Annotated in this window: 15 protein-coding genes and 1 riboswitch; of the genes, 10 read left to right on the top strand and 5 right to left on the bottom strand. The window is 66.3% G+C overall.

Annotated elements, in window-relative coordinates:
- Positions 1-21 precede the first annotated feature (21 nt).
- Positions 22-132, top strand: a riboswitch (TPP riboswitch).
- From thiO to GGC64_RS26900, 6 genes are all read left to right on the top strand, one after another.
- Positions 101-1138 carry a glycine oxidase ThiO gene (gene thiO / locus GGC64_RS26925; RefSeq protein ID WP_192725637.1) on the top strand — a complete coding sequence of 346 codons (1038 nt, stop codon included), beginning with the start codon at positions 101-103 and terminating at the stop codon, positions 1136-1138. It overlaps the preceding riboswitch by 32 nt.
- Positions 1135-1332, top strand: a complete 198-nt coding sequence (thiS, locus tag GGC64_RS26920) for a sulfur carrier protein ThiS (protein ID WP_192725636.1) — start codon at positions 1135-1137, stop codon at positions 1330-1332. The genes thiO and thiS overlap by 4 nt, the downstream gene beginning before the upstream one ends.
- Positions 1325-2083 (top strand): thiazole synthase, encoded by a 759-nt coding sequence (locus GGC64_RS26915; protein WP_192725635.1) that lies wholly within the window; start codon positions 1325-1327, stop codon positions 2081-2083. Before thiS ends, GGC64_RS26915 begins: the two co-directional genes overlap by 8 nt.
- Positions 2080-2838 (top strand): SGNH/GDSL hydrolase family protein, encoded by a 759-nt coding sequence (locus GGC64_RS26910; protein WP_192725634.1) that lies wholly within the window; start codon positions 2080-2082, stop codon positions 2836-2838. The genes GGC64_RS26915 and GGC64_RS26910 overlap by 4 nt, the downstream gene beginning before the upstream one ends.
- Positions 2839-2851: 13 nt before the next feature.
- Positions 2852-3760 (top strand): ATP-binding cassette domain-containing protein, encoded by a 909-nt coding sequence (locus tag GGC64_RS26905; protein WP_192725946.1) that lies wholly within the window; start codon positions 2852-2854, stop codon positions 3758-3760.
- Complete coding sequence (locus GGC64_RS26900; protein WP_192725633.1) at positions 3757-4515, top strand: ABC transporter permease; 759 nt, start codon at positions 3757-3759, stop codon at positions 4513-4515. Before GGC64_RS26905 ends, GGC64_RS26900 begins: the two co-directional genes overlap by 4 nt.
- Positions 4516-4522: 7 nt before the next feature.
- Here GGC64_RS26900 and GGC64_RS26895 read toward each other — a convergent pair whose 3' ends face one another.
- On the bottom strand, positions 4523-5209 hold the full coding sequence (locus tag GGC64_RS26895; protein WP_192725632.1) for a slipin family protein: 687 nt from the start codon (positions 5207-5209) through the stop codon (positions 4523-4525).
- A gap of 355 nt (positions 5210-5564) precedes the next feature.
- Between GGC64_RS26895 and GGC64_RS26890 the strand changes: the two genes are divergently transcribed.
- The gene (locus GGC64_RS26890) at positions 5565-7073 is read left to right on the top strand and encodes a M28 family metallopeptidase (protein WP_192725631.1); all 1509 of its coding nucleotides are present in this window, start codon (positions 5565-5567) and stop codon (positions 7071-7073) included.
- Positions 7070-8515: a M28 family peptidase gene (locus tag GGC64_RS26885; RefSeq protein ID WP_192725630.1), complete on the top strand. Its 1446-nt coding sequence runs from the start codon at positions 7070-7072 to the stop codon at positions 8513-8515. Before GGC64_RS26890 ends, GGC64_RS26885 begins: the two co-directional genes overlap by 4 nt.
- On the opposite strand, the gene GGC64_RS26880 is transcribed toward GGC64_RS26885, so the two are convergent.
- Positions 8469-9641: an SRPBCC family protein gene (locus GGC64_RS26880; protein WP_192725629.1), complete on the bottom strand. Its 1173-nt coding sequence runs from the start codon at positions 9639-9641 to the stop codon at positions 8469-8471. The two genes, GGC64_RS26885 and GGC64_RS26880, sit on opposite strands and share 47 nt — an antisense overlap.
- A gap of 251 nt (positions 9642-9892) precedes the next feature.
- Between GGC64_RS26880 and GGC64_RS26875 the strand changes: the two genes are divergently transcribed.
- Positions 9893-10114 (top strand): helix-turn-helix transcriptional regulator, encoded by a 222-nt coding sequence (locus GGC64_RS26875; RefSeq protein WP_192725628.1) that lies wholly within the window; start codon positions 9893-9895, stop codon positions 10112-10114.
- On the opposite strand, the gene GGC64_RS26870 is transcribed toward GGC64_RS26875, so the two are convergent.
- Genes GGC64_RS26870 through GGC64_RS26860 form a run of 3 tightly spaced genes read right to left on the bottom strand, consistent with a single transcriptional unit; the run spans position 10111 to position 13159 of the window.
- Positions 10111-10986, bottom strand: a complete 876-nt coding sequence (locus tag GGC64_RS26870) for an ABC transporter permease (RefSeq protein ID WP_192725627.1) — start codon at positions 10984-10986, stop codon at positions 10111-10113. The genes GGC64_RS26875 and GGC64_RS26870 overlap by 4 nt on opposite strands.
- The gene (locus GGC64_RS26865) at positions 10983-11924 is read right to left on the bottom strand and encodes an ABC transporter permease (RefSeq protein WP_192725626.1); all 942 of its coding nucleotides are present in this window, start codon (positions 11922-11924) and stop codon (positions 10983-10985) included. The genes GGC64_RS26870 and GGC64_RS26865 overlap by 4 nt, the downstream gene beginning before the upstream one ends.
- A gap of 5 nt (positions 11925-11929) precedes the next feature.
- Positions 11930-13159 (bottom strand): spermidine/putrescine ABC transporter substrate-binding protein, encoded by a 1230-nt coding sequence (locus GGC64_RS26860; protein WP_192725625.1) that lies wholly within the window; start codon positions 13157-13159, stop codon positions 11930-11932.
- 94 nt (positions 13160-13253) lie between these two features.
- Here GGC64_RS26860 and GGC64_RS26855 point away from each other — a divergent pair, with 94 nt between their 5' ends.
- Entirely contained in the window at positions 13254-14639 is a 1386-nt protein-coding gene (locus GGC64_RS26855; RefSeq protein ID WP_370582349.1) for an aspartate aminotransferase family protein, read from the top strand.
- Positions 14640-14644 lie beyond the last annotated feature (5 nt).

Here is a 14644-nt window from a genome sequence, read left to right as displayed (position 1 = left end):
CGGGCATGTTCGAGTACTGTTGATAGCCGACACGGGAGTCCCCTGGGCCGAGGACTGAGAGTGGGCACGCCTGCCCTTACCGTCACACCTGATCCGGATCATGCCGGCGAAGGGAGGAGGAAAGGTGCGTTCACTGGCCGTCATCGGCGGCGGCGTCATCGGGCTGTCCGTCGCGCGACGCGCTGCGCTGGACGGTTGGGCTGTCCGCGTGCACCGCACCGACCAACGCGGTGCCTCATGGGTGGCAGGCGGCATGCTCGCCCCGCACAGCGAGGGCTGGCCCGGTGAGGAGCGGCTGCTGCAGATCGGTCTGGCCTCGCTGGCGCTGTGGAATCAAGGGGGACCCGACTCCTATCTCGAGGGCCTGCCCGCCGACGTAGTCACCGCACGCGAATCGCTGGTGGTCGCCGTTGACCGCGCTGACGCCGCCGATCTGAAGACAGTCGGAGAATGGTTGGCGGCCCAGGGGTATCCGGTCCGGCCGACATCGACGGCTCGTGATCTGGAACCGCTTCTGGCACAAGGCATTCGACATGGTTTCGTCGCCGAAACGGAACTGGCCGTAGACAATCGGGCCGTCGTCGAGGCGTTGGCTGCGCATTGCGAGCGGCTGGGTGTGCAGTGGGCGCCGCCGGTCGACGTGTTGCCGACCGATGCCGACGCCGTGGTGATCGCAAACGGCATCGACGCACCGACACTTTGGCCCGGCTTGCCGATCCGGCCGGTGAAGGGTGAAGTGCTGCGCCTGCGATGGCGTCACGGCTGTATGCCTGTGCCGCAGCGCGTGATCCGCGCACGGGTGCACGGCCGCCAGGTGTACCTGGTGCCGCGCGCCGACGGGATGGTCGTCGGTGCCACGCAATACGAGCACGGCCGCGACACCGCGCCCGCCGTCACAGGTGTGCGGGAGTTGCTCGACGACGCGTGCGCGGTGATTCCGGCGCTTGGCGAATACGAGCTCGCCGAATGTGCCGCCGGTCTCAGGCCGATGACGCCCGACGGGCTGCCGATCGTCGAGCGACTCGATGAGCGGGTCCTGGTCGCTGCTGGGCATGGCCGCAACGGATTCCTGCTAGCGCCGTGGACGGCCGAGCGGATCGCCGCCGAACTGAATGTCACAGTGGGAGCAAGCCGATGAAAGTGACGGTCAACGACGAAGCCGTCGAGATCGAGGACCAGACGACGGTGGCGGCACTTGTGGAACGCCTTGGCTTTCCGGAGAAGGGCATCGCGGTCGCGGTCGACTGGGCGGTGCTGCCGCGATCGGAATGGGAAACCGCGCTGACCGACGGCGCGCGGGTGGAAGTGGTGACGGCGGTGCAAGGTGGCTGATTCCAAGTTGACGATTGCCGGTCGCGAGTTCGGTTCGCGGCTGATCATGGGCACCGGAGGCGCGTCGAATCTCGCTGTCCTCGAGGAGGCTTTGGTTGCCTCGGGCACCGAGCTGACCACCGTGGCGATGCGACGCGTCGACGCCGAGAGCGGAACGGGTGTGCTGGACCTGCTGAACCGACTCGGCATCAGTCCGCTGCCCAACACCGCCGGCTGTCGCGGGGCTGCCGAGGCGGTGCTCACGGCGCAGCTTGCGCGCGAGGCGCTTGGCACCGACTGGGTCAAGCTCGAGGTCATCGCCGACGAGCGCACGTTGCTACCGGATGCCATCGAATTGGTCAGGGCCGCCGAGCAATTGGTCGACGATGGCTTCAGCGTGCTGCCCTACACCAACGACGATCCGGTGCTGGCGCGCCGGCTGGAGGACACCGGCTGTGTGGCGGTGATGCCACTCGGGTCGCCGATCGGCACCGGACTGGGCATCGCCAACCCGCACAACATCGAGATGATCGTCGAGGCGGCCGGGGTGCCGGTGATACTCGATGCGGGCATCGGCACGGCCAGCGATGCGGCGCTGGCGATGGAGTTGGGTTGCGACGCGGTGCTTTTGGCCACTGCGGTGACGCGCGCGGCCGACCCACCGACCATGGCGGCGGCGATGGCCGCGGCAGTGACTGCCGGGTACCTTGCGCGGCAGGCGGGCCGGATTCCGAAGCGATTCTGGGCACAGGCGTCCAGCCCTTCGTTATGAAACGCTATGTCGCGCTGGGCAGCTCGATGGCGGCAGGTCCCGGCATCCGGCCGTCGGCGGCGGGTGCGCCGTTTCGGGCCGGGCGGTCGGCACGCAACTACGCGCACCTCGTCGCTGCGAAGCTGGGCCTCGAAGTCGTCGACGTGACGTATTCCGGCGCAACCGCCGCCAACATCCTCACCGATTCGCAGCACGGGGCACCGCCGCAGGTCGAGGCGCTCGACGGCTCAGAGGATTTGGTGACCGTGACCATCGGAGGCAATGACGTCGGTTACGTCCCGCTGCTGATGGCGGCCGGACTGCCGCGAATCGTCCGGTCCATCCCGCTGCTCGGCGGCGTGGTGCGCGACATGCTGGATCCGGCGGCCCGCGACCGGGCCCTGGCCGAGGTTGCCGAATCGTTGAAGGAAGTCGGTCGCACGCTGCGCCAGCGAGCGCCGCGGGCGAGGGTCCTGTTCGTCGACTATCTGACGCTGTTGCCGCCGACGGGTGCTGCGCCCCCACTGGCCGATACCGATGTCGCGGTGGGCCGTCGGATCGCCGACACGCTGGAACGCCTCACCGGCGAGGCGGCCGCGGCTACGGGTTGCGGATGGGTCAGGGCCGCCGATGCCAGCCGCGAACACCACGCCTGGTCAGCCCGGCCGTGGACGACCAAACCAGGTTTGCCATTGCCTGGTAGGCCGGCACCGTTACACCCCAACGAGGCGGGCATGCGCGCGGTCGCGGACCTGGTTGTCGCCCAAGCAACCTGAAATCATGGGCTCGATGATCGAGTTGACGGGCCTGACGAAGACGTTCGGTCGAACCCGCGCTGTCGACGATCTGACCTGCTCGGTCGAACCCGGCGTGGTCACCGGCTTCCTCGGACCCAACGGCGCGGGTAAGACGACGACGATGCGGCTCATCCTCGGGCTGGACCATCCGACGGCAGGCACGGCCACCATCGGCGGCAAGACCTACCGCGACCTGAGAGACCCGCTGCGCACGGTCGGAGCGCTGCTGGACGCCAGGCAAGCGCACCCCAACCGATCGGCGCGAAACCACCTGCGCTGGATAGCGGCCAGCAACCGCATTCCGATCAGCCGGGTCGACGAGGTGCTCGACATGGTCGGGCTGTCGGCCGTGGCGGACAAGAAGGCGGGCACGCTGTCGCTGGGCATGAGCCAACGGCTCGGTATCGCTGCCGCACTGCTGGGCGACCCGCCGGTGCTGCTCTTCGATGAACCGGTCAATGGCCTTGACCCGGAAGGCATCCGTTGGGTCCGCACGTTGATGCGCACGCTCGCAGGCCAAGGCCGGACCGTGTTCGTGTCCAGCCACCTGCTCGCCGAGATGGCCAACACCGCTGACCGCCTTGTCGTCATCGGAAAGGGCAAGCTGATCACGTCGACGACGGTGGCCGAGTTCGTCGGACGCTCCGGTGCGGACACGGTACGGGTGCGCAGCCCCGAGCTGGACACGCTGCGCAGGGTCCTCACCGACGCCGGGCTGACGGCCGAAGCCGATCACGGCGCGGCGTTGGTGGTGCGTGGGGCCGCCATCGAAGTCATCGGGGAACTCGCCGCGCGCAACGCGATCACGCTGCATGAACTGAGCGAGCAACGGGGCTCGCTCGAGGAGGCCTACCTGGAACTCACCGACGAGGTGACCGAATACCGGGCCGTCACGCAGTGAGCGTGGTCGCAGCGCTCGACGCCGAGCGGATCAAGCTGGCCACCACCCGATCGGTGCTGTGGACGGCGGCCTCGGTAGCGGTGCTCAGCATCGGCCTGGCCGCATTGCAGGGCTCGACGGCATACGGTGCGGCGGCGTTGGGGCCCGAGCGGGCGACGACAGGGGTCGCGGTCTTCGGTGTACCGGTGTTGATGGTTCTCGCGGCGATGACGGTGACGGGCGAGTACCGCAGCGGCATGATCCGGACCACCTTCATGGCGACCCCCGATCGGACCCTGGTTCTCATCGCGAAAGCGGCTGTCGCACTGTTGTTTTCCGCGATGTACGCCGCGGCGATGACGATTGCTGCGGTCGTCGTGGCACAGCTGATGGCCCCTCCGCTCGTCGGCACGCAGCTATCGCTCGTCGATCCCGGCACGTGGCGCCTGATCGGGGCGATCACCCTGTATGCGGCGCTGACCGCAGTGCTCGGGGTCGGGGTCGCGGCGCTGCTACGGCATTCGGCAGGCGCGGTCGCGGTGCTGTTGCTGTGGCCGCTGGTGGTCGAGCCGATCCTGGGCAACCTGCCAAGGATCGGCTCCGAAGCCGGGCCGTACCTGCCGTTCGCAAACGTGTTTCAGTTCATCAGGGTGCAGTGGCTCTACCCGGCCTATGACATGCCGTGGGGTGAGTTCGGCTCCCTGGTGTACTTCACGGTCGTCGTCGCGGCGGTGTATGCCGCCGCGATTGTCGTGGTGCACCGCCGCGACGCCTGACCAGGGGTTAGTCCGGGTCAGGCGCCGCGTCGGGATCGGCGCCGCCGAGCGCCAGCACCACTCGCGAGCCGTACGGAATCTGCTGGACCAGCCGCAGCTGCGCCAGCGCAGGATGGGCGTCGAGCAGCTTGCCTGCGTTGGCCAGCGCCCGCAGCGCTGCCGTCTCGGCGCGCGCGGCCTCCAGCTGCGCGGCACCGTGCGACTTGGCCGTCACCAGTTGCATTGCCGCCGTGCGGATCTCGGCCGGGACGATGACATCCTTCACGTAGGCGTCCAGCACCTCGACCCCGGTCCGGGCACCGGCTTGCCGCGCCGCTTCACGGATGGCCTCGGCGTCGACGCGGGCGCTGCGGCGCATCACGTCTTCGGCGGCCAGACCGGCGGCATTCTCGCGCAGCGCGATCTGGGCGGCCAGGTACACGGCCGCGACGGGGTCGTCGGCCTTCTCGACGAAGGCGACCGCGTCGGCGACCGCAATGCGCAGCGCGACCGTGATGCGTAGCGATACGGCGTCTGAGGTCAGCACCTCCTGCGGCGCCAAGGTGACCAGGCGCTCGCGCAAGTCGACCTGCACGGCCGACACCGCGCCGTACAGGCGGTGCGTGCCGGGGTCGAGGACCCGCGACAGCGTGCCCCTGCGGTACACCAGTGCGCACCAGCCCGCCTGGACGGTCACACGGCTGGTCAGGCTCATCGCGGTTCCTCCTTTCGATCGTTTGTGTGTTCAGTTGGCGCACAGGGGATACCGCCGCCGGGCGTAGTCGTTAGCGGGGCGTTGCGCCCCTGTCCGAGCGGGCGAACGCCGCAGGGCCGTCGACGACGGAGCCCCGGAGGCGGTATCCGTAGTTGCGAGGAGTCGAACCTCAGGTTTATGCGACCTGTGCCACCGCGGACCCATGGGGCGACGCGCAGAAATGTCGCGGTACCCCGCTTCACCTGCTGCCCCCGAGGGATCCGATGGAAAAGAATCCCACCGGACCAGCGCGTCCGCAATCGAATTATCGCGGCCTCGGTCCGCGGGCGCCGTGCATGCCGCTAACGTGGTGGCGATGGTTCGGAAATGCCTGGCGGCGCTGACGGTGGTCCTCGCGGTCGTGACGCTGGGTGGTTGCAACCGCGAGGCGCGCCCGCAGCAAGCACAGCCGACCAGCACCCAGGCGACCCCGGTCACCCCGGCCACGGAATTCGCCGCGACATTGCAGAAGCGGGTGACCGCCGACGCGATGCTGGCGCATCTGAAGAAGTTGCAGGAGATCGCCGACGCCAACCACGGCAACCGCGCGCTCGGCACGTCCGGCTACGATGCCAGCGTCGATTTCGTCGTCAACACGTTGCGGGACAAGGGTTTTGACGTACAGACCCCCGAGTTCGAGGTGCGGCTTCCGTTTGCCGACGAGCCGGTGGTGACGGTCAGCGGCGACAAGGTCGCCGCCAAGCCGCTGGAATACACCAAGGGCACCCCGGCTGATGGCGTATCCGGCCCGTTGGTCCCCGCACGCGTGGACGACACCCCTGGTTGCACTGCCTCCGACTACGACGGCCTTCCGGTCGCCGGCGCCGTGGTACTGGTGGACCGGGGCAAGTGTCAGTTCGGTGTCAAGCAGGCCGTCGCGGCGGAACGCGGTGCAGTGGCGTTGATCGTCGCCAACAACGAGGACGGCGATCAAATGGGCGGCACCCTCGGCGAGGGAACCGACGTGAAGATCCCTGTCATCAGTGTCACCAAAGCCACCGGTGAGCGCCTGCGCGGTGCGCCAGGGCCCACCACCATCAAGCTCAACGCCGGAGTGCGCGTCGAGCACACACGCAACGTCATCGCCCAGACCAAGACTGGCTCCACGGCCAACGTCGTGATGGTCGGGGCACACCTCGACAGCGTTCGTGACGGGCCAGGCATCAACGACAACGGTTCAGGGGTGGCCGCCGTTCTGGAAACTGCTGTGCAGCTTGGCAATTCACCGCAGGTGGCCAATGCGGTACGGTTCGGGTTCTTCGGCGCCGAGGAGGAGGGCCTGCTGGGGTCCAACAACTACGTGCAGTCGCTGAATCAGGATGCGCTAAAAGACATTGCGCTGTTCCTCAACTTCGACATGCTCGGCTCGCCGAACCCGGGTTACTTCACCTACGACGGCGATCAGTCCATCAAGCTCAACGACGGTGACGGTGTACCCCGGGTGCCCGAGGGTTCGGCGGGCATCGAGCGCATGCTTGTCGCATACCTGAAGGGTGCCGGAAAGCCGCCAGAGGACTACTCATTCGACGGTCGATCCGACTACGACGGCTTCACCAGGGCGGGTGTGCCGGCCGGCGGCATCTTTTCGGGGGCCGAAGAAAAGAAGACAGTCGAGCAGGCGCAGCGCTGGGGCGGACAGGCGGATGCGCCGTTCGACCCGAACTATCACAAGGCAACTGACACGTTGGACCACATCGACAGGACGGCACTCGAGATCAACGGAGGCGGGGTGGCATACGCGGTGGGGCTGTATGCGCAAGACCAAAGCGGCCGCAACGGCGTGCCGATCCGAGACGACCGCACGCGACACGTCCTCGAATCATGAGGGTCGCCGCCGCGGTCCTTGCCATCGCGGTGACCGCGTTGGCTTCGTGTTCGGCCACCGAACCCGCACCCAGCCCCGACTTGGGTCGCGATGTCGCGGGCAAGGTCACCGCCGACGGGATGACCACCCACCTGCGCAAGATGCAGGAGATCGCCGACGCCAACAAAGGCAGTCGGGCCGAGGGTACGGCTGGCTTCGACGCCACCGTGGACTACGTCGTGAAGGTGTTGAAGGACAAGGGTTTCGACGTCCAAACCCCGGAGTTCGATCGCCTTGACCGCACCGAAGGCGGCAATCCGACGCTGACGGTCGCCGGCCGCGGATATCACGTCGACCAGGCGTCGTTGCTCGTTGGCACCGCGCCGGGCGGCCTGAACGCGATCACGCTGCGGCCACAGCAGGCCGCGGGCTGTAGTGCCGCCGACTACGGAACGGTGGCGATGAAGGGTGCGATCGCCGTCGTCGACGACACCGGTTGTTCGGTGGGCGCCAAGCAGAACGCGGCCGTGGCAAAGGGTGCGGTCGGTTTGCTTGTCGTCAGCGCGCCCGCCACTACCGGGCCCGCCGGCTTGTTCCCGCCCGGTTACTACCAGCAGCTCACGATCCCGGTCGGGGTCGTCGACAGGAACGTCGATGCGGCGCTGCGGCGTACCGGCGCCCCGGTGAAGCTGGTGCTCGACAGCAAGCCCGTCATGGTCAAGGCACGAAACGTGGTGGCGCAGACCAAAACCGGTGATGCGAAGAACGTCGTGCTGGCCGGTGCGCGCCTGGGCAGCTCACCGCACAGCCCGGGCATCAACGATGACGGGTCGGGAGTGGCCGCGTTGCTCGAGGCCGCATCGGCTCTGGGGGCGCAGCCGAAGTCAACCAACGCGGTCCGGTTCGTCTTCTGGGGTTCGGTGCCGGAGGGGCCGACGAAATACCTTGGTGGCCTTTCCCGAGACCAAGTCGACGACATCGCGGTGTACCTCGGTGCCGATGCGATCGGCTCGCCGAACGCGGGCTACTTCACGTATGACGGCGACCAGTCCGGTCAGCCCAATGCGGACATCCCGCCGCAGACTGTGCCGGCGGGATCGGCGGGCGTCGAGCGGACACTGGCGGGTTACCTCAATTTCGGTGGCGTACGGCCGGCTGACATGCCGCTGAGCAGAGCCGCGGACTACGCCGCGTTTCTGGCTGCGGGAGTCCCGATCGGCGGACTCACCGCTGGCACGTCACAGCGGAAAACCGAAGTGCAGGCGCGGCTTTGGGGTGGACAGGCGGGCGCCGCGTTCGATCCGAACTACCACTCGCCGCAGGACAACATCGACAACGTCGATCGCAAGGCACTGTCGGTCATGGGTCAGGCGCTCGCGTTCGCGATCGGGACCTACGCGCAGGCGGTCGATGGCGTCAACGGGGTTCCGCCGAGGGACCAGCGGCACCGGAATACGCCCTAGCCACTCGCGTGACGAACTGGTAGACGCCGTCCTCGTCGGGGGCCAACGGGCCGGGTCGCGCGTGTGGTGACGAAAGGCCGCGCTGTACGGACTCGCATGCCGCCCAGTCCTGGCGATTGGTCAGGTCCCAGAAGTCGACAGCGTAGGACGGGTCGAAATCATGCTTTGCGGCAACGTCTTTCGGGAACGCCCATGCGCATTCGACGTGCGTGCGGTCCACGGCCAGCGGGGTCATCAGATGAGTCATCACGTAGTCCGGGTGCAGGCTCACCAACAGGTTGGGATAGCCGACGAGATACATGACGGTGCGCAGTTCGTGTTCGGAGAGGCCCTGAATCGCGACGCCGCCGCTGCGGCCCGTCAACGACATGGTCTCTGCGCCTTCGACTATCGACATCCAGCCGCCCATCCATGAGCCGGGCAGGTCGAGGTTCTCGCCGCTGGTCGGTGGGCTGATGCGGGACAGTTCCGGATGGATGGTGGAACAGTGGTAGCACTCCTGGTAGTTCTCGGCGATGACTTTCCAATTGGTGGCCAGCTCGTAGGAATGGCGGGCAACGACGGTGAGGTCCTCTGGGCGGTAAGGCTTGACGACGGCATCCCAACCCGCGACGTGGTTTTCGAATTCGACGTCGCTACCGCTGGGATCGACGAACAACCAGCCGTGCCAGTTGACCAAACGCAGTTCGGCGAGACCGAACTGGTCAGGGTCGAAGTCCTGCGCGTCGCGGAAGCCGGGTGCATTGCGTAGCCGGCCGTCGAGTCGGTAGGACCACGAGTGGTATGGACAGACAATCGCGCGGCCCTTGGCGGTCGCGTTGCACGCCAGCAGTTCGTGCCCTCGGTGCCTGCAGGTGTTGGCGAACGCGCGGATGGCGTCGTCTTCGCCGCGGACCAGCAGTATGGCGTTTGGTCCCGTGCCGACGGCCTTTTGGGTGCCGATGGCGGCGAGGTCGGAAGCGTGGCCCGCGCACGTCCACCCGGAGAAGATGTTGTGTTGCTCCCACTCGAACACCGCCGGGTCGACGTAGGCCTCGCGGGGCAGCATGCGCGACTGGCCGAAGGGTGCCAGCGCGGCGGCCAGGTCATCGGCGGGAACCGGAGCCGGAGTTCCCTGTTTGAACATACAGTCAGCCTAGCCGGGCGTGGGGTGCAGGTCTACTCTTCGGCACGCTCCGGACCTGTGTAGCACTTCTCTCTCTCCGAAACTGTCATCAATTGATGACAGCTCTGGAAAAAGTAACCTCCCCCTTCTCTCGGTGCCCCGGGCAGCCTGGTTCCGGAAAATGTGGGCACCCTCCCTCTTCGTGTCAGTGTCCCGGGGCACGATGCCGGGAGTTGTCATCATTTGATGACAGGTGCAGAAGGGAAACACCTATGGCAGAGGGCAGGCCCTGGTGGAAGGACGACCCGGAGATAGCCGCGCTGACGGAACGCGCTCTAGCCGAGATCGAGAATGCGGACGAGCTGCCCGCGACTGACGAACCCGACCCCGTCCTCGCCGAGGCCCGAGAAGCCGGACTCACATGGGCCGAGATCGGTCGACGTCTCGGTGTGTCCCGACAACAGTTGCACCGCAAGTTCGGTGGCCGGTGCTAAACCTCTCCGGCGAATGCTCCGATTCCACGGTCCGCGCTTTCGCCTCGCGTCATGTAGCGGTAGATCAGAAAGCCCACCACCACCGCAGTCAGCGCCGCCAACAACAGCAGGGTGGCCAGCGCGTTCAGCGCAGGTGTCGGCGCACCGCGCGCCGTGTTGTAGATCTTCACCGACACCGGCTCAGTCGCCGCGTCACCGGACAGGTAACGCACCAGCACGAAATCGTCGATGACGTCCGCGAACACCAACACCGTGCTGGCGAAGATCGCCGGCATAAGCATCGGCAGGATGATCCGTCGCAGCGCACCGAGCCGTGACGCGCCGAGATCCATTGCGGCTTCCTCATATTGCGGCCCGATCGTCGCCAGCCGCGCCCGCACCAGTACCGCCGGATACGACACCTGGAACGTGATCAGCCCGATCACCTGCGCCGTCGTGCCGAGCGAGATCGGCAGCGCGATCGTGGTGATCACGAAAAGCAGCGCGACGGCGAGGAGTACTTCCGGCAGCACGAACGAGATCAGCATCAGAAAGTTCGCACCCGCCGGTAGCCTGCCGCGCCACCGGTCGATACCGATCGCGAAGAGCACCCCGAGCGGCACCGTGATCGCCGTCGTCACCACACCCAACTTCAAAGTCTGCAGCAGCGCCGTGTGCAGCGCATCGTTGTGCCACACCGACAGCGTCTTGTCGCCCCAGTACCAGCGCAACGAAAAGCCTTGCCACGTCGTGCGAGAGCGCCCGTTGTTGAACGAATACAGCACGGCGATCGCGACCGGAAGCAGCGACCACGCGAGATAGCCGATCGTGATGCCGACCAAAAAGCGCGGCGGCCGCCACGGATCGTTCCACCACGTCACGGGGCCTCTCATGACGCCACCTCGTCGCGCCGTGACGTCACCCGGATGTAGTAGAGCATCGGCAACAACGCCACCAGAAACACCAGCATCACGAACGCGCCCGCCTGACCGGTCCGCCCCGGCGCATGCACGCTGTCGTTGATCAGGTTCCCGACCATCGCGGTCTTCGGTGACGCGGACAGCATGTCGCTGGTGAAGTAGTCCCCGAGCATCGGCAGACACGTCAGCAGAACCGCCGCCAGAATGGTCGGCCTGCACAGCGGCAGCGTCACTCGCCAGAACGACGAAAACCGGTCTGCGCCAAGGTCACGTGACGCCTCGAGCACCGGTTGCGGCAGCCGATCGAGACCGGCGTACAGCGGCAGGATCATGTACGGCACATAGCCGTAAACCAAACCGAGGATCACGACAGCCGGCTGGCCGGTCAGCCAATCCACATTCACAGTCAGCAGCCCGCCGAAGGACAGCACCCGGTTCACGATGCCGTCGTTTTGCAACAGGTTGACCCACGCGAACATCCGCATCATGTAGCTGATCCAGAACGGCGCGATCAGTAGCGCCAGCAACAGCCCCTTGCGTCTACCCGACAGTCTGGCGACGTAGTAGGAGACCGGAAACGCGATGAGCAGACACAGTGAACTGGCCGCCAACACGTACACCGCGGTGCGCAGCAGCGCCGGGCCGAAGATGCCGTCGGCGCCGACGATGTGCGTGAGCACGTAGGAGAACTGCGACGGATCCCACTGCAGCGGATTCCACACCGGGATCGGCGTGCGGAACAACGGATCGACCTGGCCGAACACGATGCACAGCACGACATAGAGCGGAAAAACGAAACACAAGAGCAGCCAGACGATTCCGGGGGCGGCCAGAGCCGGCCACAGCCCAGTGACACGTTCGCGGCGTGGCGGGGTGTTGTGCGGTGGCGCCGCGATGACCGGTACCGCCACAGGTGCTACGACCCGCCGGCCTTGAAGGCCTGCCAAACGTTGTGCCAGGCGGCGTCGTTGGCCGGGTCGAGTTCCAGCAGCCGGTAGCCGCTGTCGAAGTATTCGGGCTTCACGATCGCGGTGCGCAGGTTCTCGGGGATGAACGCCTCTTTGACAAGCGAATCCGGGGTGATCGTATTCTGCGGCGGCTGGTAGCCGATGGCCGAGAAGTTCTCCTTCGCCACCTCGGGCACGAGCATGTGGTTGATGAACAGGTGGGCTAGCACCGGGTTCTTGCCGCCCTTGAGCGTCACGAACATGTCGTTGTCGACCATGCCCTTGCCGTCCGACGGGAACCAGTACCGAAGAATCTCGGGTCCCGTGCCCTCTGGGAGGTAGGACTGCGCATTGATGATGTCACCCGACCACATTTGTGCGAGCCCGAGCTGTCCGGCGGGCAGTTCGTTGTATGCGGTGATTGTCACCTTCGGTGAGGTGGCCTTGGCCAGCGCCTGGAGTTGCTCCCCGACCATCTTCAGGTCGGCGTCAGAGGACGTGTTGATGTCTGTAATCCCTTGGCGCAGAAGCACCATCGCCATCGCGGTGTGCCAGTCGTCGAGGATGGCGGTCTTGCCCTTGTACTGCGCATCCCAGAACGCGTCGTAGGGGTCCTTGAGCGCACCGATGTCGGCGGGCACCTGGTCGGTGCGCCAGCCGATGCCGGTGGTGTAGATGGTGTACGGCACGGTGTAGCGCCACTCCTGGTCGTACCAGGGGTTGGTGAAACCCTCCCACACGTTCTTGATGTTGGGAATGTAGGAGTGGTTCAGGGGTCGCAGCAGTCCGCCGTTCACCAGTCGGCTGATCTCGGTGTAGTTGGCGTTGTAGATGTCGAAGTCGACGCCACTGCGGAGTTTGGTGATCGCCTCGTCACCGTCGTTGAACGTCGAGATCTCGATCTTGGTCTGGTACTGGTCTTCGAACGATTTGACGGCCTGCGGGCTGAGGTAGTCCGCGTAGTTGTAGATCTTGAGCGTCGCGCCCTTCTCGGGCGATAGCCCGTCGGCAATGGGTTTGTTGTCGTCCGGGATAGGCCATTTGACGGGGTTGGTGGGCGCCGCCAGCGTCATGCTCGGCTGCGACGACGACGGTGCGTTCTTCGAACACGCCTGCAGGAAGGCGCCGAGGGTGGGGGCGGTTGCGGCGAGAATTGCAGCGCGCGCCAGGAATTGTCGTCGGCTGGTGGGCTGTGGCATCTACGGCCTCCCCGTTGCTTTCACGCCTTGTCGCTGGTAGGACTCAAGCATAGACTGAATGCTCAGTCAACCGCCCCGGAATGGAGGTTTGACCGTGTCTTCGCCGGCGGTGCAAAGCCAGGAAACCCACGCCTCGAACAAGCTCAGCCGGCTGATCGCCGACGAGGAGCAGGTGTTTCTGCGCCGCCAACCGCGCAGCACCGAACTCATCGCGCAGGCTCGCGAACACCTCGCCGGTGGCGCAACCTCCAATTGGCAGATCGCCGAGCCACAGGCCGTCTGGATGAGTCATGGCGAGGGTTCCAAGGTCTACGACGTGGATGGCACCGAGTACGTCGACATGCACGGCGGCTACGGCGCTTCCATTGCCGGGCATGCACATCCGGCGATCGTGGCAGCGGTCAGCGATCGCGTGCGCCGCGGAACGCATTTCGCCCAACCCACCGAAGACGCGATCTGGATCGCCGGCGAATTGTCCAGGCGATTCGATCTTCCGCTGTGGCGCTTCGCGAACTCCGGCACCGAGGCCACCATGGACGCGGTACACCTCGCGCGCGCGTTGACCGGACGCGATCTGCTCATCAAGGTGGAGGGCTGCTACCACGGTCACCACGACTCGGTGCAGGTGTCAGTGCTGCCTGACGCGGATCAGATCGGTCCAAGGGAGCACCCGATAGGTGTGCCGGCCAATTCCGGAATCGCCTCGGCGATAAGTGATCTCGTGATCGTCGTACCCTTCAACGACCCCGGGGCCGTCGCGCGGGCGCTTGCCGAGCACCGCGGCCAGGTGGCCGCCATGATCCTCGAACCGGTGATGATGAACGCAGGCATCATCCCGCCCGACGACGGTTATCTCGCGACCATCCGCGACCTCGTGCACGCTGAGGGTGCGCTGCTGATTTTCGATGAGGTGAAGACGGGTTTCACGACGGGTCCTGGCGGCGTCACCGCGTCGACGGGCGTCGTGCCCGACATTGTCTGCCTCGCCAAGGCGCTCGGCGGAGGCATCGCCGTCGCGGCGCTCGGCGGCACCACCACCGTGATGTCGGCGATCGCCGACGGCCGCTACGAGCAGGTCGGCACCTTCAACGGCAATCCGTTGGCGATGGCGGCCACCCGCGCCACCCTCACCGACGTGCTGACGGAATCGGCCTACGCCCATCTCGATGCGCTGGCCGACCGCCTGCGCACGGCCCTGGAAGACGTGATCGCCCAGCACGGTTTCGAATGGCACGTGGTGACGGTCGGCGCCAAGGGCTGCGTGACATTTCGTCGCGAACGGGTCCGTGAGTTCCGCGATTTCCTCGAGATCGACGCCAGATTGGGCCACCTGCACTGGCTCATGCAGCACAATGGCGGTGTGTTTCTCCCGCCATGGGGGAAGGTGGAGCAATGGCTGCTTTCGGTTCAGCACGGCGTGGACGACGTCGACCGGTTCGTCGCGAACTTCGGCAGGTTCGCCAACGCGGTGACACCCTGAGCGGG

Origin of the sequence: Mycobacterium sp. OAS707, from assembly GCF_014873705.1 — a bacterium.
Classification (GTDB): Bacteria; Actinomycetota; Actinomycetes; order Mycobacteriales; family Mycobacteriaceae; genus Mycobacterium.
The sequence above is the reverse complement of the archived record's forward strand: the minus strand, read 5'-3'. Positions and strand labels throughout refer to the sequence as shown.

Coding starts and splice junctions, on each gene's coding strand:
- GGC64_RS26890 (WP_192725631.1), top strand. CDS start 5,565: ATGGTTCGGAAATGCCTGGCGGCGCTGACGGTGGTCCTCGCGGTCGTG.
- GGC64_RS26870 (WP_192725627.1), bottom strand. CDS start 10,986: ATGAGAGGCCCCGTGACGTGGTGGAACGATCCGTGGCGGCCGCCGCGC.
- GGC64_RS26880 (WP_192725629.1), bottom strand. CDS start 9,641: ATGTTCAAACAGGGAACTCCGGCTCCGGTTCCCGCCGATGACCTGGCC.
- GGC64_RS26875 (WP_192725628.1), top strand. CDS start 9,893: ATGGCAGAGGGCAGGCCCTGGTGGAAGGACGACCCGGAGATAGCCGCG.
- GGC64_RS26885 (WP_192725630.1), top strand. CDS start 7,070: ATGAGGGTCGCCGCCGCGGTCCTTGCCATCGCGGTGACCGCGTTGGCT.
- thiS (WP_192725636.1), top strand. CDS start 1,135: ATGAAAGTGACGGTCAACGACGAAGCCGTCGAGATCGAGGACCAGACG.
- GGC64_RS26905 (WP_192725946.1), top strand. CDS start 2,852: ATGATCGAGTTGACGGGCCTGACGAAGACGTTCGGTCGAACCCGCGCT.
- GGC64_RS26895 (WP_192725632.1), bottom strand. CDS start 5,209: ATGAGCCTGACCAGCCGTGTGACCGTCCAGGCGGGCTGGTGCGCACTG.
- GGC64_RS26860 (WP_192725625.1), bottom strand. CDS start 13,159: ATGCCACAGCCCACCAGCCGACGACAATTCCTGGCGCGCGCTGCAATT.
- thiO (WP_192725637.1), top strand. CDS start 101: ATGCCGGCGAAGGGAGGAGGAAAGGTGCGTTCACTGGCCGTCATCGGC.
- GGC64_RS26910 (WP_192725634.1), top strand. CDS start 2,080: ATGAAACGCTATGTCGCGCTGGGCAGCTCGATGGCGGCAGGTCCCGGC.